This is a genomic window from Rhodococcus sp. IEGM 1409 (genome assembly GCF_030056735.1).
GTDB lineage: Bacteria > Actinomycetota > Actinomycetes > Mycobacteriales > Mycobacteriaceae > Rhodococcus_F.
The window spans coordinates 59,073-82,998 of the sequence record NZ_JASHKN010000014.1 but is presented as its reverse complement, the minus strand read 5'-3'; the positions used below and the strand labels follow the sequence as shown (position 1 = coordinate 82,998).

General features: G+C 63.1%; 23 protein-coding genes. 13 read left to right on the top strand and 10 right to left on the bottom strand.

Annotated features, from left to right (window positions below; all coding sequences use genetic code 11):
* Window positions 1-112 precede the first annotated feature (112 nt).
* Together QM716_RS27285 and QM716_RS27280 are read right to left on the bottom strand one after the other, a co-directional pair.
* Complete coding sequence (locus QM716_RS27285) at window positions 113-886, bottom strand: SWIM zinc finger family protein (RefSeq protein ID WP_283307391.1); 774 nt, start codon at window positions 884-886, stop codon at window positions 113-115.
* Window positions 883-3,699 (bottom strand): DEAD/DEAH box helicase, encoded by a 2,817-nt coding sequence (locus tag QM716_RS27280; RefSeq protein ID WP_283307390.1) that lies wholly within the window; start codon window positions 3,697-3,699, stop codon window positions 883-885. Before QM716_RS27280 ends, QM716_RS27285 begins: the two co-directional genes overlap by 4 nt.
* Before the next feature lie 79 nt (window positions 3,700-3,778).
* Here QM716_RS27280 and QM716_RS27275 point away from each other — a divergent pair, with 79 nt between their 5' ends.
* On the top strand, window positions 3,779-4,699 hold the full coding sequence (locus QM716_RS27275; protein WP_283307389.1) for an NADP-dependent oxidoreductase: 921 nt from the start codon (window positions 3,779-3,781) through the stop codon (window positions 4,697-4,699).
* Between the two features lie 53 nt (window positions 4,700-4,752).
* Window positions 4,753-5,454: an HNH endonuclease family protein gene (locus tag QM716_RS27270; protein ID WP_283307388.1), complete on the top strand. Its 702-nt coding sequence runs from the start codon at window positions 4,753-4,755 to the stop codon at window positions 5,452-5,454.
* A 1-nt stretch (window position 5,455) separates the two neighbouring features.
* On the opposite strand, the gene QM716_RS27265 is transcribed toward QM716_RS27270, so the two are convergent.
* Window positions 5,456-6,688 carry a metal-dependent hydrolase family protein gene (locus QM716_RS27265; protein WP_283307387.1) on the bottom strand — a complete coding sequence of 411 codons (1,233 nt, stop codon included), beginning with the start codon at window positions 6,686-6,688 and terminating at the stop codon, window positions 5,456-5,458.
* A gap of 158 nt (window positions 6,689-6,846) precedes the next feature.
* Here QM716_RS27265 and QM716_RS27260 point away from each other — a divergent pair, with 158 nt between their 5' ends.
* Window positions 6,847-7,482, top strand: coding sequence for a TetR/AcrR family transcriptional regulator C-terminal domain-containing protein (locus QM716_RS27260; RefSeq protein WP_283307386.1), 636 nt, complete (start codon window positions 6,847-6,849; stop codon window positions 7,480-7,482).
* Here the strand turns inward: QM716_RS27260 and QM716_RS27255 are convergent.
* On the bottom strand, window positions 7,469-9,043 hold the full coding sequence (locus QM716_RS27255; RefSeq protein ID WP_283307385.1) for a molybdopterin-dependent oxidoreductase: 1,575 nt from the start codon (window positions 9,041-9,043) through the stop codon (window positions 7,469-7,471). The two genes, QM716_RS27260 and QM716_RS27255, sit on opposite strands and share 14 nt — an antisense overlap.
* 127 nt (window positions 9,044-9,170) lie before the next feature.
* On the opposite strand from QM716_RS27255, the gene QM716_RS27250 reads away from it, so the two are divergent.
* Both QM716_RS27250 and QM716_RS27245 read left to right on the top strand, forming a co-directional pair.
* Window positions 9,171-9,989 carry a shikimate 5-dehydrogenase gene (locus QM716_RS27250; RefSeq protein WP_283307384.1) on the top strand — a complete coding sequence of 273 codons (819 nt, stop codon included), beginning with the start codon at window positions 9,171-9,173 and terminating at the stop codon, window positions 9,987-9,989.
* A 13-nt stretch (window positions 9,990-10,002) separates the two neighbouring features.
* Window positions 10,003-10,464: a DUF6328 family protein gene (locus QM716_RS27245; protein WP_283307383.1), complete on the top strand. Its 462-nt coding sequence runs from the start codon at window positions 10,003-10,005 to the stop codon at window positions 10,462-10,464.
* Between the two features lies 1 nt (window position 10,465).
* Here QM716_RS27245 and QM716_RS27240 read toward each other — a convergent pair whose 3' ends face one another.
* Together QM716_RS27240 and QM716_RS27235 are read right to left on the bottom strand one after the other, a co-directional pair.
* Window positions 10,466-11,302 carry a sulfurtransferase gene (locus tag QM716_RS27240; protein WP_283307382.1) on the bottom strand — a complete coding sequence of 279 codons (837 nt, stop codon included), beginning with the start codon at window positions 11,300-11,302 and terminating at the stop codon, window positions 10,466-10,468.
* 22 nt (window positions 11,303-11,324) lie between these two features.
* A complete protein-coding gene (locus QM716_RS27235; RefSeq protein ID WP_283307381.1) occupies window positions 11,325-11,948 on the bottom strand; it encodes a LysE family translocator in 624 nt (207 codons plus the stop codon).
* 102 nt (window positions 11,949-12,050) lie between these two features.
* Here QM716_RS27235 and QM716_RS27230 point away from each other — a divergent pair, with 102 nt between their 5' ends.
* From QM716_RS27230 to QM716_RS27220, 3 genes are read left to right on the top strand one after another with little or no spacing between them, the layout of a single operon-like run.
* Window positions 12,051-12,524, top strand: a complete 474-nt coding sequence (locus tag QM716_RS27230; protein WP_283307380.1) for an Lrp/AsnC family transcriptional regulator — start codon at window positions 12,051-12,053, stop codon at window positions 12,522-12,524.
* A 36-nt stretch (window positions 12,525-12,560) separates the two neighbouring features.
* Window positions 12,561-13,799: a benzoate/H(+) symporter BenE family transporter gene (locus QM716_RS27225; RefSeq protein ID WP_283307379.1), complete on the top strand. Its 1,239-nt coding sequence runs from the start codon at window positions 12,561-12,563 to the stop codon at window positions 13,797-13,799.
* Window positions 13,796-14,245 (top strand): acyl-CoA thioesterase, encoded by a 450-nt coding sequence (locus QM716_RS27220; protein ID WP_283307378.1) that lies wholly within the window; start codon window positions 13,796-13,798, stop codon window positions 14,243-14,245. The genes QM716_RS27225 and QM716_RS27220 overlap by 4 nt, the downstream gene beginning before the upstream one ends.
* Here the strand turns inward: QM716_RS27220 and QM716_RS27215 are convergent.
* Window positions 14,242-15,270: a phosphotransferase family protein gene (locus QM716_RS27215; protein WP_283307377.1), complete on the bottom strand. Its 1,029-nt coding sequence runs from the start codon at window positions 15,268-15,270 to the stop codon at window positions 14,242-14,244. The two genes, QM716_RS27220 and QM716_RS27215, sit on opposite strands and share 4 nt — an antisense overlap.
* 220 nt (window positions 15,271-15,490) lie before the next feature.
* Between QM716_RS27215 and pdhA the strand changes: the two genes are divergently transcribed.
* Genes pdhA through QM716_RS27190 form a run of 5 tightly spaced genes read left to right on the top strand, consistent with a single transcriptional unit; the run spans window position 15,491 to window position 20,648 of the window.
* Window positions 15,491-16,579: a pyruvate dehydrogenase (acetyl-transferring) E1 component subunit alpha gene (pdhA, locus tag QM716_RS27210; protein WP_283307376.1), complete on the top strand. Its 1,089-nt coding sequence runs from the start codon at window positions 15,491-15,493 to the stop codon at window positions 16,577-16,579.
* The gene (locus tag QM716_RS27205) at window positions 16,576-17,553 is read left to right on the top strand and encodes an alpha-ketoacid dehydrogenase subunit beta (protein ID WP_283307375.1); all 978 of its coding nucleotides are present in this window, start codon (window positions 16,576-16,578) and stop codon (window positions 17,551-17,553) included. The genes pdhA and QM716_RS27205 overlap by 4 nt, the downstream gene beginning before the upstream one ends.
* A complete protein-coding gene (locus QM716_RS27200; RefSeq protein WP_283307374.1) occupies window positions 17,550-18,749 on the top strand; it encodes a dihydrolipoamide acetyltransferase family protein in 1,200 nt (399 codons plus the stop codon). Before QM716_RS27205 ends, QM716_RS27200 begins: the two co-directional genes overlap by 4 nt.
* Window positions 18,750-18,759: 10 nt before the next feature.
* Window positions 18,760-19,965: an MFS transporter gene (locus tag QM716_RS27195; RefSeq protein WP_283307373.1), complete on the top strand. Its 1,206-nt coding sequence runs from the start codon at window positions 18,760-18,762 to the stop codon at window positions 19,963-19,965.
* Between the two features lie 29 nt (window positions 19,966-19,994).
* On the top strand, window positions 19,995-20,648 hold the full coding sequence (locus tag QM716_RS27190; RefSeq protein ID WP_349307369.1) for a hypothetical protein: 654 nt from the start codon (window positions 19,995-19,997) through the stop codon (window positions 20,646-20,648).
* A gap of 357 nt (window positions 20,649-21,005) precedes the next feature.
* Here QM716_RS27190 and QM716_RS27185 read toward each other — a convergent pair whose 3' ends face one another.
* From QM716_RS27185 to QM716_RS27175, 3 genes are read right to left on the bottom strand one after another with little or no spacing between them, the layout of a single operon-like run.
* Window positions 21,006-22,436: an NAD(P)(+) transhydrogenase (Re/Si-specific) subunit beta gene (locus tag QM716_RS27185; protein WP_283307371.1), complete on the bottom strand. Its 1,431-nt coding sequence runs from the start codon at window positions 22,434-22,436 to the stop codon at window positions 21,006-21,008.
* The gene (locus tag QM716_RS27180) at window positions 22,436-22,759 is read right to left on the bottom strand and encodes an NAD(P) transhydrogenase subunit alpha part 2 (RefSeq protein ID WP_003941319.1); all 324 of its coding nucleotides are present in this window, start codon (window positions 22,757-22,759) and stop codon (window positions 22,436-22,438) included. The genes QM716_RS27185 and QM716_RS27180 overlap by 1 nt, the downstream gene beginning before the upstream one ends.
* A complete protein-coding gene (locus tag QM716_RS27175; RefSeq protein ID WP_283307370.1) occupies window positions 22,759-23,868 on the bottom strand; it encodes a Re/Si-specific NAD(P)(+) transhydrogenase subunit alpha in 1,110 nt (369 codons plus the stop codon). The genes QM716_RS27180 and QM716_RS27175 overlap by 1 nt, the downstream gene beginning before the upstream one ends.
* Window positions 23,869-23,926 lie beyond the last annotated feature (58 nt).

Genomic DNA, 23,926 nt, shown 5'->3' with positions numbered 1-23,926 from the left:
ATTCGCCGACGACAACGATATGAAATCGCAGGCAGGTCCCGACCGGACCGGTCCAATAAACGATACTGGAATTCACGACAGGAAACTAGCACCAGTCCGGAGTGGTCCGATTTCAATCGTCCAACCGTCGGTAGATGGACCGTATCTCGTCCAAGGCGACATTCTGCTGAGCCATGTCCAATCCCAGTGCCGCAACCGCCTCGCGCAAGCGCCTGATATCCAGATCGTCGATCGCCGCACGAAAAGGCACCTTCGGTAGCGCCGGCAGGGCAGCGGCGATTCCGAACCAATTCTCGACGTCCACCGGAACAGTCGACTCGTCTTCCACGCCCCCGATCAACTGCTCCAGATCGACCCCGCGAAGTCTCAGCAACCTCAGCGGATCGGTGTCGATTCGCTCGGCAGTCAAGAACGCCACGGCCGCAGCGTGTTTGCACGGCCAACCGACATCGGGGCAGGTGCAGTCGAAGCGGAAAGCCGACGGCCCGTCCGGTATCAGCTGAGCAGCAAGCATGTCCGGGACCGTGCCGGACACCAGCGAGGCAAGGCTTCCCGGCACGCGGCGGATCTTGGTGATGATGTCGTCGATATCCGATTGATCAAGGGTGTCGATCGACAGCGTGGAAACAAAAGGCTGCAATTGACTGCCCTGAACCTCGGCGGTCACCACTCCCGGTTCGATGTCGAGCGCCAAGACCTGGCCCGAACGCGCATACGTACGCCCACGTGTGACACGAGGTTTGTCGCCGATTTCTTCGACGACGCGGACAAAAGCCTTGCCCCAGAACGTCCTCCCGAACGCGGGACGGGGCTTGACCGGCGCAGGGGCTCGTCTCCGCGGCCCGGTGTACTCGCTGAAATCGGGGCCCTTACCGCGCGGACTCATTCGCCTACCGCGTCGTCGCCGAGTCGCAACAACTCATCCAGTTGCTCGACGCTCATCTCCGTCACCCAGTTCTCACCCGTTCCGACGGCAAGTTCAGCGAGTTCGCTCTTGCTCGCGATCATCGTGTCGATCCGCTCTTCCAAAGTTCCGACGCACACCATTTTGCGCACCTGCACATTCTTTCTCTGGCCGATGCGGAAGACGCGGTCCGTCGCCTGGTTCTCCACCGCGGGGTTCCACCATCTGTCCAGGTGAACCACGTGGTTGGCCGCCGTGAGATTCAGACCGGTGCCGCCGGCCTTGAGCGAGAGCACCATGATGGGCGGTCCGCCTTCACCTTGGAATGCCTCGACCATGGCGTCCCTTCCGGCTTTCGACACTCCGCCATGCAGGAACGGAACATCGGTGGTGAACCGGTCGGCCAGGTACGGCACCACTAATTCCCCGAACTCACGAAACTGTGTGAAGAGCAGAACCTTCTCGTCGTCGGCGGTGACCGACTCGACGATGTCCTCGACCAGACCGAGTTTTCCCGAACGGTGTTGCCCGCGGCGCATCATCGGCGATCCGTCGCGCAGGAAGTGCGCCGGATGATTGCACACCTGTTTGAGTTTGGTCAGCGCAGACAGGACGGCACCCTTACGCTTCATGCCTTCCGTCCCCTTGATCTGCGCCATCATCTCGTCCACCACCGCGCGGTACAACGCGGCCTGTTCCTCACTGAGATTCGCTCGAACGGTCATCTCCAGTTTCTCGGGTAGATCCGCGATCACGGAGGGATCAGTCTTCACCCGCCGCAGCACAAATGGTGACGTGACGGCTCGCAGTCTGGAGACGGCAAGTTGATCTTTTTCCCGCTCGATCGGTACGACAAACCGTTTGCGGAACATCTGCTCCGAGCCGAGCACCCCGCGATTGGCAAAATCGAGGATGGACCGCAATTCGTCCAGTCGGTTCTCCACCGGCGTTCCGGTCAGAGCAACTCGATGGTCCGCGGGAATGCTCCGAGCAGCGCGCGCCTGAGATGTCTTGGCGTTCTTGATGTGTTGAGCTTCGTCGAGCACCACGCGGCGCCAGTCGAGATCCTTGAGCGCCGCGACGTCGCGAGTCATGAGGGCGTAGGTGGTGATCACCAGATCACTCTCACGAACTGCCTGTTCCAACTCTGGCCCCGTAGCGCGGTCCGAACCGTGATGAACGTAGACACGCAGACTCGGCACAAATCGCGCCGCTTCACGCTGCCAATTTCCGACCACCGACATCGGGCACACCAAAAGCGTTGCTGTCTTGGACGTCTCGTGCGCAAGTAACGCCAGCAGTTGCAGCGTCTTACCCAAACCCATGTCGTCGGCCAATACCGCACCGAGCCCCAGCGCACTCATGTATGCCAACCAGTCGAGACCGCGTCGTTGATACGGACGCAAAGTCGCATTGACCGTCGACGGCACCGCGACCTGCTGCGGAGCCACCGACTGGTCGAGCAATGCGGAAGCCCATCCGGTTGCCTTCACTTCCTCGACCGGCAGATCTTTGAGGTCGTCGGCGATCAAATCCTTGATCAGATCGACAATCGCTCGGTCCCCGCTCGAATGCCGCTGATTGACAAAACGAGCCGCACGGGCAAGCACGTCTTTGTCTGCTTGAACCCACTCACCGCGCAACTGGACCAGATCGGACTTCGCGTCGACGAGTCGGTTCATTTCCTCGGCGGTGAGCACCTTGTCTCCGAGCGCCAATTCCCAATCGTATTCCAACAATTGATCCATACCGACCGTGCGATTCTCCGCCACGATCGGAGATGCCGCCGTGGTCACCCGCACACGCAGTGAGGGAGATACCACGTTCCAGGCGCGCGGGAGCAGTAGCGTGATCCCTCGCTCCCGCAATACGATCGCGCCGTGTCCGACCAGGTCCATCACGACAGGAGTGGGCAGCAACAGGTCGAGACTGTCTTCGTCCCGCGGCACGTCGCGAAAACGCGGGTAGGCTTTGATCGCCTCTTCGAGCTTGCGGCTGCCGAGTTGGATGCGTTTGGGATCGGCACGGTGCAGTCGAACACGCTCGGGCGCTTCGCCTTCGGGACGTAGACACACCTGAAGACGCCACAGCGCTTCGTCGTCCGGATCGGAATTGTCGTCAAGTTCCGGTTCGATCAGTCGCAGAACCAGGTCCGGCTCTCCGGCGGTGAACGTCGACCCCCATTCGGAGAGTCCCTCAGCCGCTCGTACCGACGCTTCGTCGAAAGCGTCTCCGGACAGCACTGCCTGCCACAGCGGGGTCTGCATCACCGGCACCGAGCCACCGAGAACACGGCGGACGATCGGGTCCGTGAATTCGTTCGTGATGTCTTCGATCGTCGCCCTCGGCGAGCCGAGGGCCCGCTGTACCGGCGGCATGGCAACTACCAGTTCACCGATCCAGGCGCGCTGGCGTTCCCCTACCGACAACTGCCAGCGCGGCCACCAACTGCCTTCGGCCCGCGTCAGAGCCGGTACCACTCGCCCAGCACGTACCCAACGGTCGATCCCTCGCGCCACGTGCACGAGAAAGTGGAGGTCGCCGGCGATTCGCTGGTCGTCGGCCTTGAACCGCAGCAGGAGATCGACTGCGTCCGGCGGTGCCAACGCAACGGCCGCGTACTCACTCTGCAATGGCCCGCCAGGCACGGGCGGCATAGCGACATTCACACGATGACGGAACTTGCGATGCAGGACAGCGCTGACCGGATCACGAGGATCGTCGGTCCCGGCACCATCGTGCCCGTCGACCCACAGTTTGAGCCCCGATCCCGGTGACCAGAGTCCATGCAGCATCCGACCATCCAATCAGGTGCCACCGACACCACTGCTCCTCACCACCCTGCCGGCCTAGCGGGGCAATAGGCTGGCAGGCATGACGACGGCATACGGCTTTATCGAGTACGGCGGCCCCGACACACAGTCCTACTTCGACGTCACCCTGCCACCGCCCGGTGCGGGACAACTGCTGGTGTCGGTCCGAGCCGCGGGCGTCAATCCAGCCGACTGGAAGGTTCGCGCTGGTACGCGAAAAGACACCGTGCCCGTGACACTGCCTGCGGTTCTGGGACGCGAAGTGTCCGGTGTTGTCATCGGAGTGGGTCCGCGGGTCACCGAGTTCGAGGTCGGCGACGAAGTGTTCGGCGCGACCGCCACCGGCTTCGGCGGCTACGCCGAGTCGACATTGCTCAACGTCTCGTCAACAGCACACAAGCCGCCTACCGTGCCGTGGGCGGATGCCGCGGTGCTGACGGTTGCGGCGGGAACGGCCTACGACGCTCTCCACGGTCTCGGGCTGAAGCCCGGAGCAACACTTCTGCTCCTCGGTGCCGGCGGCGGCGTGGGTCGCAGCGCGATCGCGCTTGCGCTCTCGCGGAGCATCAACGTGATCGGTGTCGCGAGTGAGGGCAAGAGAACCGCGATCGAGGAAGCGGGAGCACGCTGGGTTGCGTCGGGAGACGGATTCGCAGACGAAGTGTCCGCGTTGTCCCCAGTCGGAGTGGACGCGGTTTTCGACCTGGTCGGCGGGGACACGCTCACCCGCGGCGCCGCGCTCGCGCGATCGGGCGCGCCGATCCTGAGCATCGCCGATCCCCTGGCGGCAAGCCGACTCGGCGGCGGCGGAGTCGAACGTCGAAGGACCACAGCAGTATTCACAGAGGTGGCGGCACTCGTGGCCGATGGGACCCTGAACCCGTCCGTGTCCGGTCGCTACCCTTTCTCCAACGCCGGTGACGCGCTCGCTGCAGTCGAGGACGGCCATGCCGCCGGCAAAGTGGTGATCGAGTTCGGCTGATTTCTGTCAGCCCGCGATGGTTCAATCACCGTCTACGACGGGCGGGGGCACAGGTGATTGCACGGCTATCTGCGATCCTGTCGGCGCTCGTGCTCGTATGTCTCGTCGCGTCCTGCGGATGGTTCGGAGACGAGCGTCTCGATTCGGCCCCTGGCAGCCCGACGCGATCGGAACTCGAAGAGTTGCTGTCCCGAACCGCAATCGTGAACAACCGCCCACATCCGGGTGGATACGAGCGCGGCTGCGGTAACGGCGAAGCCTGCGTCTTCGGCCCCGCTTGGTCCGACGACCAGGACGCGCCAGGTGGCCACGACGGGTGCGATACCCGCAACAACGTCCTGGCCCACGATCTCTCGGGCGTGGTGTTCAAACCGGGTACGCGTGACTGCGTCGTACTGTCCGGGGTGATGACCGACCCGTACTCCGGTGATCACATCGAATTCGAACGCAGCCAGGCCAAGTCCGTCCAAATCGACCATGTCTTCCCGCTCGCCGCGGCCTGGGACTTCGGCGCGAACTCCTGGACGCCTGCGCTGCGGATGAGGTTCGCGAACGACATGTCGCTGAACCTGTTGGCCGTCAACGGCCCCGACAACCAGTCAAAAGGCGACAGCACGCCCAGCGACTGGTTGCCGCCCAATCCTGCGTACCGATGCTTCTACGCCGGCAAGTACTTGACCGTCGCGATTTCCTATGGTCTACCGGTCAGCCGAGCTGATCATTCGGCCCTGACGGATCTTGCCACTCGCTGCTGATCTAGCGGCAGTCCTTCACCACTCGGCCGCTCTGAATGACGAGTGCGATCCGCTCACGATCGGCAAAGATGGAGGGATCCGTCAACGGATTGCCACGGAAGGCAACGAGGTCGGCGAACTTGCCGACTTCGATGGTGCCGACCTCGTCGGCGATTCCGAGAATGTCGGCGTTGATCCGAGTAGCGGAAACCAGTGCATCCATGGGTGTTTCGACCTTCGCGCGCAGGACCAGCTCCATCCCACGGCCCGTCTGATCGGTACCGATGAGGTCGGATCCCAGCCCCACTCTGACCCCGGCATTTCGCGCGGCGAGGAGCCCGTCGATCTGCCCCTGCATCATCTTTCCGATGCGAGCCGAAATCGATTCGGGCAGACCCGCTGACGCCGCACTGTCCGAGAGCACCTGAACCACAGCCAACGTCGGCACCAATGCGACGTCGTGCTCGGCCATCAACTTGGCGGTCTCGTCGTCGATATCGGAGCCATGCTCGACGCATTTGGCGCCGGCAGTGACCGCGTTCCGGATTCCCTCGTTGTTGTGGGCATGCACCGTGACATACGTACCGCGCGCATTGGCTTCTTCGACTGCAACTTCGATCTCGTCGACCGTGAACTGCGTGTCGGTGAGCTTGTCATGAGTCGATACCACTCCCCCGGTGACGCACAGTTTGAGGAAGTCCGCACCTCTGCGGAACGTCTCGCGAACGTTCTTACGCATTTCGTGCGGACCGTCGGAAAGCAGAGACATACAACGCAATCCTGGGATGTCATGATCGGACCAGTCCGAAGTCGGCTCCCACTCGGCTGCCAGGTGTCCGTGTCCGCCGGTCTGGCACTGGATCGGGCCGCACTGAATGATCCGCGGTCCCGGAATCTTGCCTGAGGCGACAACTCCGGCGAGTCCACCGTCGATTCCGCCGCAGTCACGAACGGTGGTAAATCCCCCGTCGAGGGTCGACGCGCAGGTCGCGAACATGTCTGCGGCAAGCTCGGCTACCGAGATCTGACGCCGCAGGCTCGGTGCGAGATCACTCGATCCACCGAGATGAACGTGTGCGTCGATCAGTCCGGGCGTGATCGTCAACCCGGCGCAGTCCAGCACCTCCGCTCCCTCGGGCGGCGTGCCACCGATCGCACTGATGCGTCCGCTTTCCACAGCAACAGGGCAGTTCTCGATGGGGTCGGCGCCCGTACCGTCGATGATCGTTGCACCGGTCAGCCATACGACAGACATATTGAATGTTCCTCCGACGTGTACCGATCGCCGGAAGAATCCGCCGACATACCGAATAGGGTTCGGTTAGTATGATGCATATCGGCTCCCGAAATCAAGGAGTTGTCATCAATCGATCAAGTCCGAGATTGCCGACGAATCCCTCACCAGGAGAATCGATGCCGCGTCCTACCCAGCCGATACTGTCCAGGGGGAACATCACCGACGCGGCTCTGAATGCTGTCGACGCGACCGGCGACTTCACCATGCCCGGGATCGCCAAGCAACTGAACGTGACTCCGTCTTCGCTCTATTCACACATTTCAGGTCGATCCGAGATCGTCGAACTCATGCGCATCCGCGTGATGTCGTCGATCTCGGTCCCGCAACCACCCACCGGGTGGAGCGAGCGGATCAGCACATGGGGGTGGGCCTATCGCCGAGCTGCGGTCGAGCACTGGCGCCTCATCCCGCTGCTGATGACACGAAGCGTCCGCACCGAGGTGACCTTCGCAATCGATACTGCACTGGTTCAAGCATTTTCGGACGGTGGTTTCGATCCGACCGACACTCGCCACGCAATTTCCACACTCGACAGTCTGGTTCTCGGATCAGTCGTGAAACTGTCGACGCCGGATGTCGCGTGGACCCAGTCCTCCAACCCGAGCGAGATCACGCGCGAGGCTACGACCCCACTCCGAACCGACGACACCTTCGACTTCGGCCTGCGAACCCTGATCGCCGGATGGATGGCTCAGCGTGTCGTTCGCCTGTATACCGAACCCCATTCGGATTTCCCCGTCACTTCACGGTGAACGACCTGGTGTGCCATCCCGTGGCTCCACCGGGAATCGGCGGAGTGCGCTCTTCCACCTGAACATTCCCGTCCAAGTCCGTCGCTCTGACCTGCACCGTGTGCAAGCCTGAGCCCGCATCCCACATCCAGGACCATTGACGCCACGTGTCGATCGAGTACTCCTGAGCTAGCGTCGCCGGTTGCCAGTCACCGTTGTCGACGCGAACCTCGACCTTCTCGATCCCGCGATGCTGCGCCCAAGCAGTTCCGGCGACAAGCACCTGTCCCGGCTCGATCGGCGCCAAAGCTGCCGGTACCTCAATGCGCGACGACGTCTTGATCGGTGCCTGCGCACCCCAACCGCGCTGGGTCCAATAGGCCTCGACCTTGTCGAAACGCGTCAACTCCCACTCCGTCACCCACTTGGTGGCGGACACGAAACCGTACAGCCCCGGAACCACCTGCCGAACGGGATAACCGTGCTCGAACGGCAACGGCTCACCGTTCATCGCCACGGCGAGGATCGCGTCACGGCCGTCGGTGACTATCTCGACGGGAGTCCCGACCGTGAAGCCGTCGACGCTGGTCGAAAGGAGCATGTCAGCGTCGGGATGGACACCGACTTCGTCGAGCAGATCCTTCATGGGGTAACCGATCCACTTTGCGTTCCCGGCCAGTACGCCACCCACCTCGTTGGAAACGCAGGTCAGCGTGATCACTCGCTCGATCGGCGTTCGCGCCACCAGATCGTCGAACGACAACGTCATCTCTCGGTCCACCATTCCGTGAATTCGGAGTTCCCACGAATCCGTCGTCAGTTGCGGAACAAGGAGCGCGGTATCGATTCGATAGAAGTCGTCGTTCGGCGTGATGTACGTCGATGCACCCGAAATCCCGATATCCGCACCCGCCGGAATCGGCGGCGCCGGGTCAGCGGCGGTGGGCACGACGAAGTCTTCACGATTCGCCACCGCGCCGGCGATTCGCTGTCCCACGAACTTTCCGGCCGCGCCCGCCGCCGCAGCCACTGCCAACGCCGCACCTGCCAGCAGAAGGAACTGACGACGAGGCAACCACGAGTCGGCGACGCCCGGCGAGAGCGGCACCTCGAGTTGTGTGATCAGCAACCGCAGTGTTGCGACGCCCGCCACCACACCGACCAGCGTCGGGAATACATACATCGCATCGGCGGTCGGGCGTTGCATCGCCGCATACACGCCAACCGCACCCAGCAGAACGAGGATGAGACTGCCGATCGGACGGCGTCGCCGTTCCAGCAGTCCGGCCACCGCGCCGAGCAGAACGATCAATATCGACATTCCGATGAACAGCGCCGGTTTGTCGTTGGTACCGAAGGTGTCGATCGCGAACTCGCGAGCCCATGCCGGGGTTCGGTCGACGGTGGTTGCACCGACTGCGTAGAAGGGCGACGCGTCCGGGTTGATCGGCAGCGCCACCAGTTCACCGATGCCCAGGACGACGGCCGCGGCCAACACTCCGGAGATCGCGTGAGCAGCCCACCTACGACGCGGTGGACGAGATTCGGTGCTCGGGTGCTCGTCGATGTTCTGTGTGACCATGTCGTCTCGGCTCTGTCGGTGCGAGTGGTGCTTCGATCGGATACCCGGCATTCGGCGCTGCAGGACATCCGGATGGGTGCACTCCTCCCTCGAGAACTACCCCGTCGTCGCGATTAGAGTGGGAACAATGACCGTCGACCTCAACAAGGACACGCTGCTGTGCATGTCGCTCTCCGGGCGACCGAGCAATATCGGCACCAGGTTTCACAATTACCTCTACGAGGAATTGGGCCTGAACTTCGTCTACAAAGCCTTCACCACCGAAAACGTGCCCGCCGCGATCGGCGGCATACGCGCACTTGGGATTCGAGGATGCGGGGTGTCGATGCCGTTCAAGGAACAGGTCATCGAGCACATCGACGTCATGCACGATTCGGCCAGTGCTATCGACTCCGTCAATACGATCGTCAACGAGTCCGGAGTGCTGCACGCCTACAACACCGACTATCAGGCGGTGGCCGATCTGCTGCGTGACAACGACGTCGACACGAGCCTGTCCGTCGCTGTCGCCGGAAGCGGCGGCATGGCAAAAGCCGTCGTCGCTGCGGTGCGCGACACCGGTTTCACCGACGTCACGGTGATCGCACGCAACCAGGAAGTAGGGTCAGCGCTCGCGAAGCAGTACGGCTTCGACTGGCAGGCCGATCTGGGCGAGTTGCGTCCCGGTGTGCTGATCAACGCGACCCCGATCGGTATGTCCGGTGGCGCGGAAGCAGATGCACTGTCATTTCCCGAAGACGCAGTTCGTGCAGCCGAGGTCGTCTTCGACGTCGTCGCGATGCCCGCGAACACACCATTGATCGCGTTGGCCACCGAACTCGGCAAGACGGCGATCACCGGAGCATCGGTCATCGCCCTTCAGGCGGCCGAGCAGTTCGTTCTCTACACCGGTGTGCGTCCGAGCGCGGAGCAGATCCAGCGAGCGTCGGAATACTCACGGGCCTAGGAACCACGCCACCGTGAACGAGACCGGGGAGACTCCGCCTCGACAACTGGCGCGAAACTTCAACGAGCTGTTGCAAGAACTGCGCGTTGCGCTCTCGGGTGTGCAGATCCTGTTCGCCTTCCTGCTGGCCGTGGCATTCACCGAACGCTACGAGGAGGCTTCGACGTACATCCGCGGCATCCACTTGGTGACCGTGATACTTGTTGCCATCTCGTTCGGGTTCCTGATGGCGCCCGCTGTCTGGCACCGTGTGCTGTTCCGTCGTGGGCACCGTGAGAACATCTTGCCCATCGCCAACCGATTCGTCCTGTGCGGCATAGCTTTTCTCGCCGCCTCCATGACCGGCACGGTCCTGTTGATCGCCGAGGTCGCCGTCGGCGGAGTTGCCGCCAAGGTCTTGGCAGCGTGCGCCGCGATCATGTTCACGGCACTGTGGTTCCTCGTGCCGTCATTCATCGATCGCACCAAAAGCTGACTCAGGCTCCGGTTTCGACGCCGCGAGTGCTGTCGTTCGACCACTGTGACCACGAGCCCGGGAACAGCGTCGCGTCGTAACCTGCGATCGCGAGCGCCGCAATCTCGTGCGCTGCGGTCACTCCGGATCCGCAGTACACCGCCACTCTGTCTCCGACGCCCAGGCCGGCGAACCGCTCACGCAGGCCGTCCGCATCCAGGAACCTTCCGTCGACGGTGATGTTCTCTGCGGTCGGCGCGCTCACCGCACCGGGGATGTGCCCCGCGACGGGATCCATCGGCTCGACCTCACCGCGGTAACGCTCCCCTGCTCGGGCGTCGAGAAGGACACCGCCCTCACCCATCCAATTGCCGACGCCGTCGATGTCGACAGTCGGCATGTTGCCGCCGGTGAAAGTCACGTTGCCTGGAGTGACCGACTCACCGATTCCGGCCGCCAACGGCAGTCCCGCGGTCTCCCAGGTCGGTAGCCCGCCGTCGAGGAGTCGGACGTCCGAGAGCCCGGCCCACCGCAGCAGCCACCAACCGCGGGCAGCGGCCGTGTTGCCGGTGGCGTCGTAGAGCACCACCGAATCACCGTCGTCGATTCCCCAACGCCGCGCAGCGTCCTGCAGGTCTTCGAGACTGGGCAGCGGATGCCTTCCCATTTCCGCCGACGGCGGCGAGGCAAGTTCCTCGTCGAGGTTCACGAATACGGCACCAGGAATATGGCCCTCGCGGAAATGCTGCTCGCCGTTCGAATCACCCAGCGCCCATCGGACATCGAGCAAACGCGGCGAGGCGCCGGCCTCGACGAGGGCGGACAGTTCTTCGACGTCGATCAGCACGGGAAGTGTCATGAGCCCATCCTGACACGAACTCTCATGCAACCCCGAAGAAGGCACCGAGGCCCACCAACAACACGCCCGTCACCACATCGATCCTCTTGCCGACGCCAGGACGACGCAGCTTCTTGCCGGCTCCGGCCGCCAGCACCACCACGATCGCCCACCACAACGCCGCGGCGACCACCGTCGCGCCCGCCAACATCAACGTGCGCAGCCCTGCGCCTTCACCCGGCTCGATGAACTGCGGGAGTAGCCCGAGAAAGAACAGCAACGCCTTCGGGTTCAGCAAGTTCGACAGGAATCCGTAGCGAAACGCCGTGGTGGCGGCGATCGGTTCCTTTGCCGCCGGAATTCCCTCGTCCGAGGCTCGGGCTTTGAATGCACTTCGGATCGCGGAGATGCCGAGCCAGGTGAGGTATGCCGCCCCGGCGTACGTCAGCGCGGAGAGCAACTGCGGACGGGTCGCGACGAGGGCCGAAAGACCCAGTGACGCCGCAGCGGTGTGAACGAACAGCCCCGAGATCACGCCGGCAGCTGCCACTGCGCCGGTCCGTCGATCCGCCAGAGAATGACGCAGGATCAGGACAAAATCCGGTCCCGGCGTGAACAGGACGATGGATAGCAGGGAGCCGAAAGCAAGCCATTGACCGACACTCATCCGAAATACCTCACACCCGAGCTGATTCGAGACACATGTTCATGCCAGGAGTGTGCAACTGGATCCGGGAAGTTCAAAACGACTCCGGATATAGTTCGGCAGATGACGAAGAATGAGCCTCTGGATCCGGTGGACTGGAAGATTTTGGCCGAATTGCAGAACGACGCGTCGATCACCAACAAGGTTTTAGCCGATCGTGTCGGCTTGGCGACGTCCTCGTGCCACGAGCGCGTACGACGCCTCCGTGCCAACGGGACGATCAGCGGTATCCATGCGATTGTCGACCCGGCTGCGGTGGGTCGGTCGATGCAGGCGATCATCGCCGTGCAGTTGCGACCGCATCGACGCGACCTCGTCGATCGCTTCACGGCCGACGCGCTCGCATTGCCGGAAACCCTTGCCCTCTTCAACGTCTCGGGCCCGGAAGACTTCTTCCTCCACGTCGCGGTCCGCGACAGTGCTCATCTACAACGAGTATTGATCGACCACCTCGCCGCACACCCCGAGGTCTGGCACGCCCAAACGCACCTCATCTACGGCAAAGCGGTCACCTCACCCATTCGGCCGGACAGGTAATTCGCGCCCCGAGGTGGTCGGGCAGAATCACTGACCATGTCGGACTCCACAGAAACCACCGAACCGGAAGCCGTTCGCAGCAACTCACAACCGATGAGCGCAGGCATCGTCACAGCCCTCGTCGGCTTCACAAGTTCGTTCGCGGTGGTGCTCACCGGCCTCGCCGCCGTCGGTGCGGACGCGGCCGAGGCGGCGTCCGGTCTGCTGGTTCTGTGCATGACCCAAGCGTTGGGAATGCTCTGGCTCTCACGCCGGTATCGGATGCCGATCACCCTCGCGTGGTCGACGCCCGGTGCCGCTCTCCTGGCCGGCGCCGGAGCGGTCGAGGGTGGGTGGCCGGCCGCGGTCGGCGCATTCATCGTCGTCGGAATCGCGATCGTTCTTACCGGACTGTGGCCGACGCTCGGAAGGGTCATTTCGGCAATCCCGACACCCCTGGCACAGGCGATGCTCGCCGGAGTTCTGATGCCACTGTGTCTGGCGCCGATCATCGCGGTCCGGGACGCACCGGCAGCGGTTGCACCGGTCATCCTGGTCTGGCTTGCGGCGCAACGCTTCTCCAAGCGATGGGCGGTTCCGCTCGCGTTTCTTACCGCGGCGATCGTGATCGGGATCAGCCTCGTCACGTCGGATCGCATGCTCGACGCCGGCGCCATGATCCCCCGCATCGATCTCACCGCGCCGTCGTGGACCTGGCAGGCGATGATCGGCATCGCCGTTCCGCTCTACATCGTCACGATGGCTTCGCAGAACATTCCCGGTGTGGCGGTGATGAATTCGTTCGGATACACCGTTCCCTGGCGACCGTCGATGATCGTGACGGGTATCGGCACCATCGTCGGCGCTCCCGCCGGTGGCCATGCGATCAACCTCGCGGCGATCAGCGCAGCCCTGGCCGCCGCCCCTACCGCGCATCCGGATCCCAAACGCCGATGGATCGCTGCCTTCACCGCAGGCTGGGCGTATCTCGTTCTCGCTGCCGGCGCGGCCGCGGTGGCCGCTCTGGTAGCCGCCGCACCGGCCGGAGTCGTGGAAACTGTTGCCGGACTGGCGCTCCTGGCAACGCTTGCCGGTGCCCTCACTTCGGCGCTGGGCGAGGCGAGCGAACGTGAAGGCGCCGTGGTCACGTTTCTGATCGCCGCATCCGGGGTCAGTATCCTGGGAATCGGTTCGGCATTCTGGGCGCTGTTAGTGGGGCTGATCGTGCGTGCCGTCCTACAGGGCACCACCCTGCCCTCACTCTCGCGAAAGTCCTCACTACAGTCGAAGCCGTGAGCACAGCGCAGACGCCCCCGTCGATCAGCGAGTTTCCCGTTCTCTGGCCCGTCCCGACGCGGTGGGACGACAACGATCACTACGGCCACGTCAACAACGTGACCTACTACTCGTACTTCGACACGGCGGTCAACGCCTGGCTGATGTCTTCCACCGGAACCGACATCCGCAATCTGCCTGCCATCGGCGTCGTCGCCGAGACGTCGTGCCGGTACCTGAGCGAACTGTCGTTTCCCGAGCAGTTGCAGGTGGGCATCTCCGTCGAAAAGCTGGGCACCAAGAGCATCGTCTACTCCCTGGCGATATTCCACGAGGTCGACGGCGGCAATTGGGAACCCGCTGCCAGCGGACGCTTCGTACACGTCTACGTCGACGCTGACACCCGCAAGCCGGTGGAGATCCCGGCCACCATCAGATCGGCAGCCGGGAGCTTGACCGGAAGCTAGCTCAGACCGAGCTGATCTGCCGTCAAGACGGCGCGTGCAACGATTCCGTCGATCAGCGCGACCGTCGGCCCGCCGTGCTCGGCCTTGTTGCGCGGATCGTCGAGGATCCGGCGCAGCACGCCCTCGGCGATGATCGAGAGCTTCCACAGCGCGAGTACGTGCCAGTATCCGACGGCGGACACGTCGCGGCCCGTCGCCTCGACGTAGGCAGCGACCAGCTCCTCCCGGTTCGGGAAGCCTTCCAGCGTGGACGCCATGAACGGACCGGCAACTTTGTCGCCGGCTTCCGGCCAGTACGCGAGTAGCGCACCGAGATCCGCGAGGGGCTCCCCCAACGTGCACAGCTCCCAGTCGACGACGGCAACGATGCGCCCCTCGACCGGATCGGTGATGACGTTGTTGAGGTGGAAGTCGCCGTGAACCAAGGTCACTTCGCTCTGTTCCGGAATGTTTCGGTGCAGAATCTCGGCCAACCGGTCGACGTCCGGAACATCGCGGGTCTTCGACTTCTCCCACTGCGCCGACCACCGTTTGAGCTGACGCTCGGCAAAGGGCTTGCGGCTGGCCAGATCGTCGAGGCCGGTCTCTTCCAGGTCGACCCCATGGATGCTGGCGAGGGTTTTCGGCATCGCCAGCCCGACCGCACGACGCTCGTCCTCGGTCAACTTCTGAGCCACCGGGACGCCGTCGATCACAACGCCGTCGATGTAGCTCATCAGGACCAGCGGAGCGTCCGTGATCTCCGGGTCTTCGGTGATACCGAGGATTTTGGGAACCGGAACCTTGGTGCCCTGGAGTGAGGACAGGATGCGGTGCTCACGTACGACGTCGTGGGCCGACGCCAACAACGTGCCCAGTGGAGGTCTGCGCAGTACCCACCGTCCTCCGCCCGCATCCGTCACGGAGTAGGTCAGGTTCGATTGCCCGTTACCGATCCTCTCGAAAGTCAGTGGTGTCGTGGCGCCGACCCCCAGTTCGGCGATCCACGCGGAAACAGCTTCTTCGTTCAAACCGACTGCAGTCACCGCACCGATGCTAGCGGTTGATGCCGGATCGGTTGGGCGTACGGACACGTTTGTTACTCGCCAGTTCGCAGTTCAGGTCTTGATACGGCAGTGAAATACTTGCGAATTTCCCAATCAGGGGGATCCTGATGGTAGAGCGACAACTGCATACAACACATCGGGATTGTGCGGCGTACTCACGAGGCGCGCCGGGCATGAGCAGAAACCGAGGTGAGCGAAGATGATCGACAATCTCGATTATCCGGTCCAACTCATCCAACCGAACGGCGCACGCGTGTGCCGTCCCGAATTCGACCGTCTCATAACAGACATCGGACCTGACGAACTGCTGTCGTTGTATCGCGATCTCGTCGTGAGTCGCCGAATCGACACCGAAGCTGTTGCCCTTCAGCGTCAAGGCGAAATAGGTTTGTGGGCTCCGATGCTCGGCCAGGAAGCCGCGCAGGTCGGTTCCGCGAGAGCGCTTGCCCTCGACGACTTCGCCTTCACCAGCTATCGCGAACACGCCGTCGCGTACTGCCGGGGAGTTCCCGTCGAACTGCTGACGACCATGTGGCGCGGAATCTCCCATTCCGGCTGGGATCCAGCACAATTCAACGTCACCAATCCGGCGATCGTCGTCGGCTCCCAAGGTCTGCACGCCACGGGATACGCACTGGGCGCACATCTGGACGGCGCCGAGATCGCGACGATCGCCTACTTCGGTGACGGCGCCACGAGCCAGGGCGACATCGCCGAGGCGATGGGATTTGCCGCCAGTTTCCGTGTCGGCGTTGTCTTCTTCTGCCAGAACAACCAGTGGGCCATCAGTGAACCTGTGTCCCTGCAGTCCCGCACACCCATCTCACATCGGGCGATCGGTTACGGCATCCCGGCGATCCGCGTCGACGGTAACGACGTCCTTGCCGTGCTCGCCGTCACGCGCTCGGCGCTCAATCGCGCACGCGAGGGCAGCGGCCCGACGTTCATCGAGGCGATCACCTGCAGAATGGGCCCGCACACGACGTCCGACGATCCGAGCAGGTACCGCGCCGATACGGATATGTCGGAGTGGAGAAACCGCGATCCGCTGGAGCGAGTGCGTCTGCTCCTCGGCCATCACGGCCTTCTCGATGAGAAAGAACTCACCACCATCACGGCGGCCGCCGACGACCTCGCCGCTGGACTGCGACGCGCAACCATCGCACTCACCGATCCACCCCCGTCAGCGCTCTTCGATCACGTCTACGTCGAGGCACACCCCTTGATCGACGCTGAACGCGAAGAGCATCGAGCGTATCTGGGCAGCATGGAAGGGGCACTGTCATGACCGTCATGAATCTGGTGACCGCGCTCAACACCGGCCTGCGACGCGCACTCGAAGACGATCGTCGCGTGGTGATCATGGGCGAGGACGTCGGCCGTCTCGGCGGCGTATTCCGGGTTACCGACGCCCTGCAGAAGGACTTCGGCGATACCAGGGTAATCGACATGCCGCTCGCCGAATCTGGGATCGTGGGAACAGCTTTCGGCTTGGCTCTGCGCGGATACCGGCCGGTCTGCGAGATCCAGTTCGACGGTTTCGTCTACCCGGCTTTCGATCAGATCGTCTCGCAGGTGGCAAAGATCCACTACCGTACCCGAGGCGCCATGACAGCACCGCTGACGATTCGAATTCCCAGTGGCGGCGGAATCGGTGCGGTGGAACATCATTCGGAGTCGCCGGAAGCCTACTTCGCTCACACCGCGGGACTGAGGGTGGTGTACCCGAGCAATCCGATCGACGGATTTCACATGATCCGACAATCGATTGCCGCCGACGACCCGGTGATCTTCCTCGAACCCAAACGGCGCTACTGGGACGCCGCCGACGTGGATATCGATGCCGCGCCCGAACTTCCGCTTCACCGTGCCCGCGTCGCCCGCTCAGGAAACGATGCGACACTGGTTGCGTACGGATCCATGGTCGCCACCGCACTCGACGCCGCGCGGATCGCCGAAGAAGAAGGCCATGATCTGGAAGTGGTAGATCTGCGTTCGCTCTCCCCCGTCGACTTCGACACGATCGAGACATCGGTGAACAAGACTGGCCGGCTGGTCGTCGTCCACGAGGCGGCGAAGTTTCTCGGCGTCGGCGCCGAAATCGCAGCACACGTCGCGGAACACTGCTTCTACCAGTTAGAGTCGCCGATCCTGCGGGTCACCGGATTCGACATCCCCTATCCGCCCGCCAAGCTCGAGCAGTTTCACCTTCCGGACGCCGACCGGATCCTCGCGGCGCTCGACCGAACGCTGGCGGCATGAGTACGGCGCACGAATTCCGTTTGCCGGATCTCGGCGAGGGCCTGACTTCCGCCGATCTGATCGAGTGGACGGTCAAGGTCGGCGACACTGTGGCACTCAATCAAGTTCTCGCCCAGGTAGAGACGGCCAAAGCTCTTGTCGAACTGCCGTCACCGTATGTCGGCGTTGTCGGAGAACTCCTCGTCGAACCTGGCACTACCGTTCCCGTCGGCACTCCGATCATCCGTATCGAGGGGTCTGCCGATCTGCGTGATCCACAGTCTCCGAGTGTGCTGGTCGGGTACGGACCCACCGCCGAGCAACCGAGCCGGCGACGGAGCAGGATCGCGCCGCACCCCCAGCCCCTACCGACACCCGAGCGACGGCCCGCAACCCCTTCGGCGCGGCGCGCGGCCCGCGAGTCCGGCATCGAGCTGAGCGAAATCACCGGCAGCGGATTCGACGGTGCCGTCACGGCGGCTGACGTCGCAGGCGCGCTTGGCTTGAAGGCGCCTTCGAATAACGCGACACGCCTGGCCTCGTCCGGCATGCGGAATCGGATGGCGTCGGCGATGGTTGCCAGCACCCGCGCTCCGCAGGCCAGCGTCTTCCTCACCGCCGATGTCACGCCTTCGATGGGACTGCTCGACAGGCTCCGTTCCTCGGACGCGTTCACCGGACTGTCCCTCACTCCGCTGACTCTCGCGGCCAAGGCATTGGTGGCGGCCATCGCGTCGCATCCGATGGTGAACGCGCATTGGGACGAGGCTCGCGGCGACGCCGTCATCGACGATCACGTGAATCTCGGCATCGCCGTCGCCTCCGAGCGCGGGCTGTCCGTGCCCAACATCAAGAGCGCCGAGGCCCTGAGCCTGGTCCAACTCGCACGCGCGGTGACCGAATTGACTGTCGCTGCCCGCGCGGGAGTGACCGATGTCCATCACCTGACCGGTGGCACCGTCACGATCACCAATGTCGGAGTCTTCGGTGTCGACGGCGGCATGCCGCTCCTTAATCCGGGAGAAGCCGTCATCCTCTGCCTGGGCTCGGTGAGCGAGCGCCCGTGGGTGATCGGGCGCAAGATCGAAGTGCGGAGCGTCGTGACACTGACGTTGACGTTCGACCACCGCGTACTGAGCGGTGAGCAGGCCGCCAAATTCCTCTCATTTGTCGCAGAGATGCTCACGGACCCGGACCTGTTGCTGTCACACCTGTAAAAAGGTACGAGTGAGCGTCAACCCCACCGACCGCGCAGTCCCCACCTCCGCCCTGGTACGCGCCCGGGCCGGCATCTTCGGCATTTTCGGCATCAACGGCTTTCTCCTCGCGATGTGGGTCGTCCACATCCCGTCCATCGAACACCGTGTGGGAATCAGTCACTCGACGCTCGGCTCACTGCTTCTCCTTCTTGCAGTCGGAGCCATCGCCGGTATGCAATTGAGCGGCCCGCTCGCGGATCGATACGGCAGCAGGCACATGGTCATCCTGGCGGGCAGCGGGCTGGCATTCGCCACTCTCGGCCCGGGGTTCGCCACGAACACCTGGCAACTGGGCGCTGCCCTTGTGGTGTTCGGCTTCGCGAACGGCGCATTGGACGTGTCGATGAACTCGCAGGCGGTCGAAGCCGAACAGCTGTACCGGCGCCCGATCATGGCGGCCTTTCACGGCATGTTCTCCGTCGGCGGCGTATTGGGGTCCGTCATCGGATTCGGCACTCTCGCACTGGATTTTCCGCCGTACGTCACGCTCAGCATCGCGTCGGCAATCGGTCTGCTGGCGCTCTGGCTGTGCTCGCGGCCCCTGCTCCCCCACCTCGACGTGCACGCCGAAACGGCCTTGACTGCCGGAAAGACACACGGCCGATTCTCGGCTCGCGTGCTTGCGCTCGGAACCCTCGCCTTTGTTCTGATGCTGGCCGAGGGAGTGGCAAACGACTGGAGTGCGCTGCAGGTCAAGGAAGATCTGGGTGTCTCGAATGCCGTTGCTGCACTGTCGTTCGGTGCGTTCTCAGCGATGATGACCGTCGGACGGTTCACCGCGGATCGAATCAGCGCAGCGGTCGGCCCGGTGGCTGTGGTTCGCTACGGCGCGTTGCTGTCGTCCGTCGGCATGCTGACTGTCGTGGTGTCCGGTTGGCTACCGCTGACATTGCTCGGCTGGGCACTGTTCGGCGCTGGCCTCTCTGGATGCATTCCGCAGATCTTCACCACCGCGGGAAATCTCGGCTCAGGTTCGGCTGGTACCAACATGTCTCGTGTCGTCGGGATGGGATACATCGGATTCCTCGCCGGCCCGGCAACCATCGGGTGGGTCACCAAGCTTGTGCCTCTCACCACAGCAATGTTGATCCCATTTGCATGCGTCCTGGTCGCAGCGGGTTGTGCGGGTGTCGTTCGGCGCGATTCTCCGACCGCCCACCGACCTCACAGCTGATCCTCACGATCGGCACAGACTCACCAGGGATGCTGGTACTCGTGACCGTCTCGACCTCCACCCAGCACCCCACCCACTCCGCGACTCCCCGCTTCCTCGCCCTTGCTGCGATCGCCGCTGTAGCGTTGGGCATCTTGTATTTTGTGCAACCCACCTCGCCCGGCGTGAGCGTCCCGGAACAGGTACGCGCACTTGCCGAGTGGACGGTAGGCCGATTCGACGTCACCGCTGTACTCGCAGCCACTACCGCTTTGGCCGTCGTCTCGATGGTCCGCGGACTCCCCTATGGCATCGGCGCGATCCTGCTCCTCGGGATGGGCGCCAATCTCACCAACGCCGCTTTCGGTTCCTGGCTCACCGATGTGCCCCAGGCCCTGTTGCCCAGCGGTCACGTGGCCGCGGCGACCGCTCTGTACTGCTCGGCGATCCTGATCTCCGCCCCGCAGTGGCGTCCGGTGGTTGCCGGTCTGGGATTTGTCGGGGTTGCTGCGATCGTTGCCAGTGCACTCGCCGCCGAGTTGAGCGGCCTTTTCGGAGTGATAGCCGGCATCCTGATCGCTCTGGTATGGGCCTGTGTCGCAGCCATTTTGATGGCACGATCACCCATCGCCGCGAAACGTGAAGAGCTACGCCCGGATACGGCAGCAATCGCGTTCTCCAGGCACCGAAGCATCCGACTTTAGTCCTAAATCTTTGGGATCCAGAGATTTTCGCCGATAGCTCTCCCGCGACGGTTGGACATGACGTATGTTCTGAAATGTCCGAATCAAGTAGTTCCACAGCGAAGGAGTCTTTACCGTGAGCCTCGAAGATCTGAACCCGCTCGAACTGATCCAGAAGTTGATCGAACTACTTTCCGGCTTCTCTTCCGACCCCGAAACCCCCGAGGTCCCGTAAAACGTCACCAGAGGCGCCTGTTCCGAGTTTTGTCTCGGGCTAGGCGCCTTTGTCGTTACAGCACAAGAAGTCGTTGCAGCACAAGAGACGAATAAGGGCGCCCACTCGCTGTTACGAGTGGACGCCCCTTCCGAGTACCAGCGCTACAGCGCCTTGAGTTCCTCGGTAACTTCGGAGACCGACTTCTTGGCGTCACCGAAGAGCATCGAGGTGCCCTCGGCGAAGAAGAGCGGGTTCTCGATACCGGCGAAACCGGAGTTCATCGAACGCTTGAGCACGATGACGGACTTCGACTGGTCGACATTGAGGATCGGCATTCCGTGAATCGGTGAGCTCGGATCGTTGCGCGCCGCCGGGTTGGTGACGTCGTTCGCGCCGATCACCAAGGTGACATCGGTACGCGCGAACTCGTCGTTGATGTCGTCCATTTCCTTCATCGCGTCGTACGAGACATCCGCTTCTGCAAGAAGAACGTTCATGTGACCGGGCATACGGCCGGCGACCGGGTGAATGGCGTACTTGACCTCGACGCCCTTCGACTCGAGCAACTTCGCCATGTCCTTGACGGCGTGCTGAGCCTGCGCGACCGCAAGTCCGTATCCGGGTACGACGATGACCTGGTTGGCGTAGGCCATCTGGATAGCCGCGTCGGCCGCCGAGGTCGCCTTTGCCGTGCGCACGACGCCGTCGGAGGATGGCGCTTCTCCGCCGCCGCCGCCGAAACCGCCGGCGACGATGGCTGGGATGGACCGGTTCATGGCCTTCGCCATGAGGTTGGTCAGGATGGTGCCCGAAGCACCGACAATCATGCCGGCGACGATCATCGCCTGGTTGTTGAGCGCCAAACCTGCAGCAGCAGCTGACAAACCGGTCAGAGCGTTGAGCAGCGAGATGACGACGGGCATGTCCGCGCCGCCGATGGGCAGAACGACCATCAGTCCGAGGATGCCCGAGAGCACGAGCACGCCGACGATCCACAGTGAGCTGGTCGGGCCTTCCGGCGAGATCGCCTTGATACCGATGATCACCGAGAACGCGACTGCGGCAATGAGCAGCAGAGCATTGAGCGGTTGCTGGAGCTTACCGATTCCGATCGGGCGACCAGGCAGGGTTTCCTGCAGCTTCAGGAACGCGATCACGCTGCCCCAGAAGGAGATCGATCCGATCACCGCGGCAAAGAGCGAAGCGATGACGATGTGCACCGTCGGCGACTCGCCGTGCTGAAATGCGGTGAACCCGTCCGAGTCCAGAAATTCCGCGTACGCGATCAACGCGACGGTGCCACCACCCACGCCGTTGAACAGCGCGACCAACTGCGGCATGGCCGTCATCTTCGTGCGGAGCGCCGGCGGGACGCCGAGCACGACACCGATGACCAGGCCGGCAGCGATGAGGATCCAGTTCCCCATCTCCGCATCACGAATGGAGATCAGTGTTGCAACGACGGCGATGAGCATGCCGACCGCGGCGATCTGGTTGCCGCGGACTGCGGTCTTCGGGCCGGTAAGACCCATGAGGCCGTAGATGAACATCGAGAACGCGACAATGTAGAGCGCATTGACCAGGTATTCCATTACTGGTCACCATCCTTCGACACAGACTTGGCGGCCGGCTTGGCCTTGAACATCGCCAACATGCGGTCCGTGACCACAAAACCGCCGACAACGTTCACGGTTCCGAAGACGAGGGCGACGAACAAGATGATCTGCAACCCGATCGACGGATCGTGCACCTTGCCCAGGACGACCAACGCACCCAGGACGACGATGCCGTGGATGGCGTTCGTACCGGACATCAGCGGGGTGTGCAGGGTGTTCGGAACTTTGGAAATCACGGCGAAACCGACGAACCCGGACAACACCAGGATCGCGATGTTCGCCAGAAGTGATGTGTACATCAGGCGCCCTTCTCTTCACGGGTGACGCACGCACCGGCCAGAACCTCGTCGGAGAAATCAGGCGCCAAAGCACCTTCCACCAACATCAGTTCGATCAGCGCGGAAATGTTCTTCGAGTACAACTCCGACGCATGCTCAGGCATGGACGCCGGCAAATTCAGCGGAGAGCAGATGGTCACGCCGTGCTTGACGACGGTTTGACCCGGCTCGGTCAGCTCGCAGTTACCACCGGTTTCACCCGCGAGGTCGACCACGACACTGCCCGGCTTCATCCCTTCGACCGCGGCAGCGGTGACCAGTCGCGGCGCGGGACGACCCGGAACCAAAGCCGTGGTGATCACGACGTCGAAGCCCTTGATCGCGTCTTCGAGTGCCTGCTGCTGCTTCGCGCGCTCGTCGTCGGTCAGCTCGCGGGCGTATCCACCCTCGCCGGCCGCATCGATTCCGAGGTCGAGCCACTGTGCGCCCACTGAACGCACCTGGTCTGCGACCTCAGGGCGCACGTCGTACCCGGTAGCGCGGCCACCGAGACGCTTGGCTGTCGCCAGCGCCTGCAGACCTGCCACACCCACGCCGAGCACCAGAACGGTCGCAGGCTTCACCGTGCCCGCAGCGGTGGTGAGCATCGGGAAGAACCGCGTCGACTCCGATGCCGCCAACAGAACAGCCTTGTATCCGGACACGTTCGCCTGCGAGGACAACGCGTCCATCACCTGCGCACGGGAGATACGGGGAATCGCCTCCACGGCATATCCCTCGATGCCGGCGGCCTTCAACTCGGCGATGCGGTTGTCTGCATTACGCGGATTCAAGAAACCGATGAGCTTCGCGCCGGTGCTGATCCGGGCGATCTCTTCTGTCGACGGGGGCGCAACCTTGACCACCACGTCAGCAGTCCACGGATCGCCGATCTTCGCGCCGGCAGCGGTGTACAGCTCGTCGGGAATCAACGCCCCGAGACCGGCCCCGGACTCGACGATTACATCGACACCCTTGCCGATCAAAGCGGACACAATTTTGGGCACCAACGCGACCCGGCGCTCACCGTCACTCGATTCTCGAGGGACGCCGACCGACGGACGCATTTGTGCGCTCTTCGATGTTTCCATTTTCCATTACCTTCTGCGGTTGGTGGTTCGCCTGCTGCGACGAGCGGCAACCAGCATG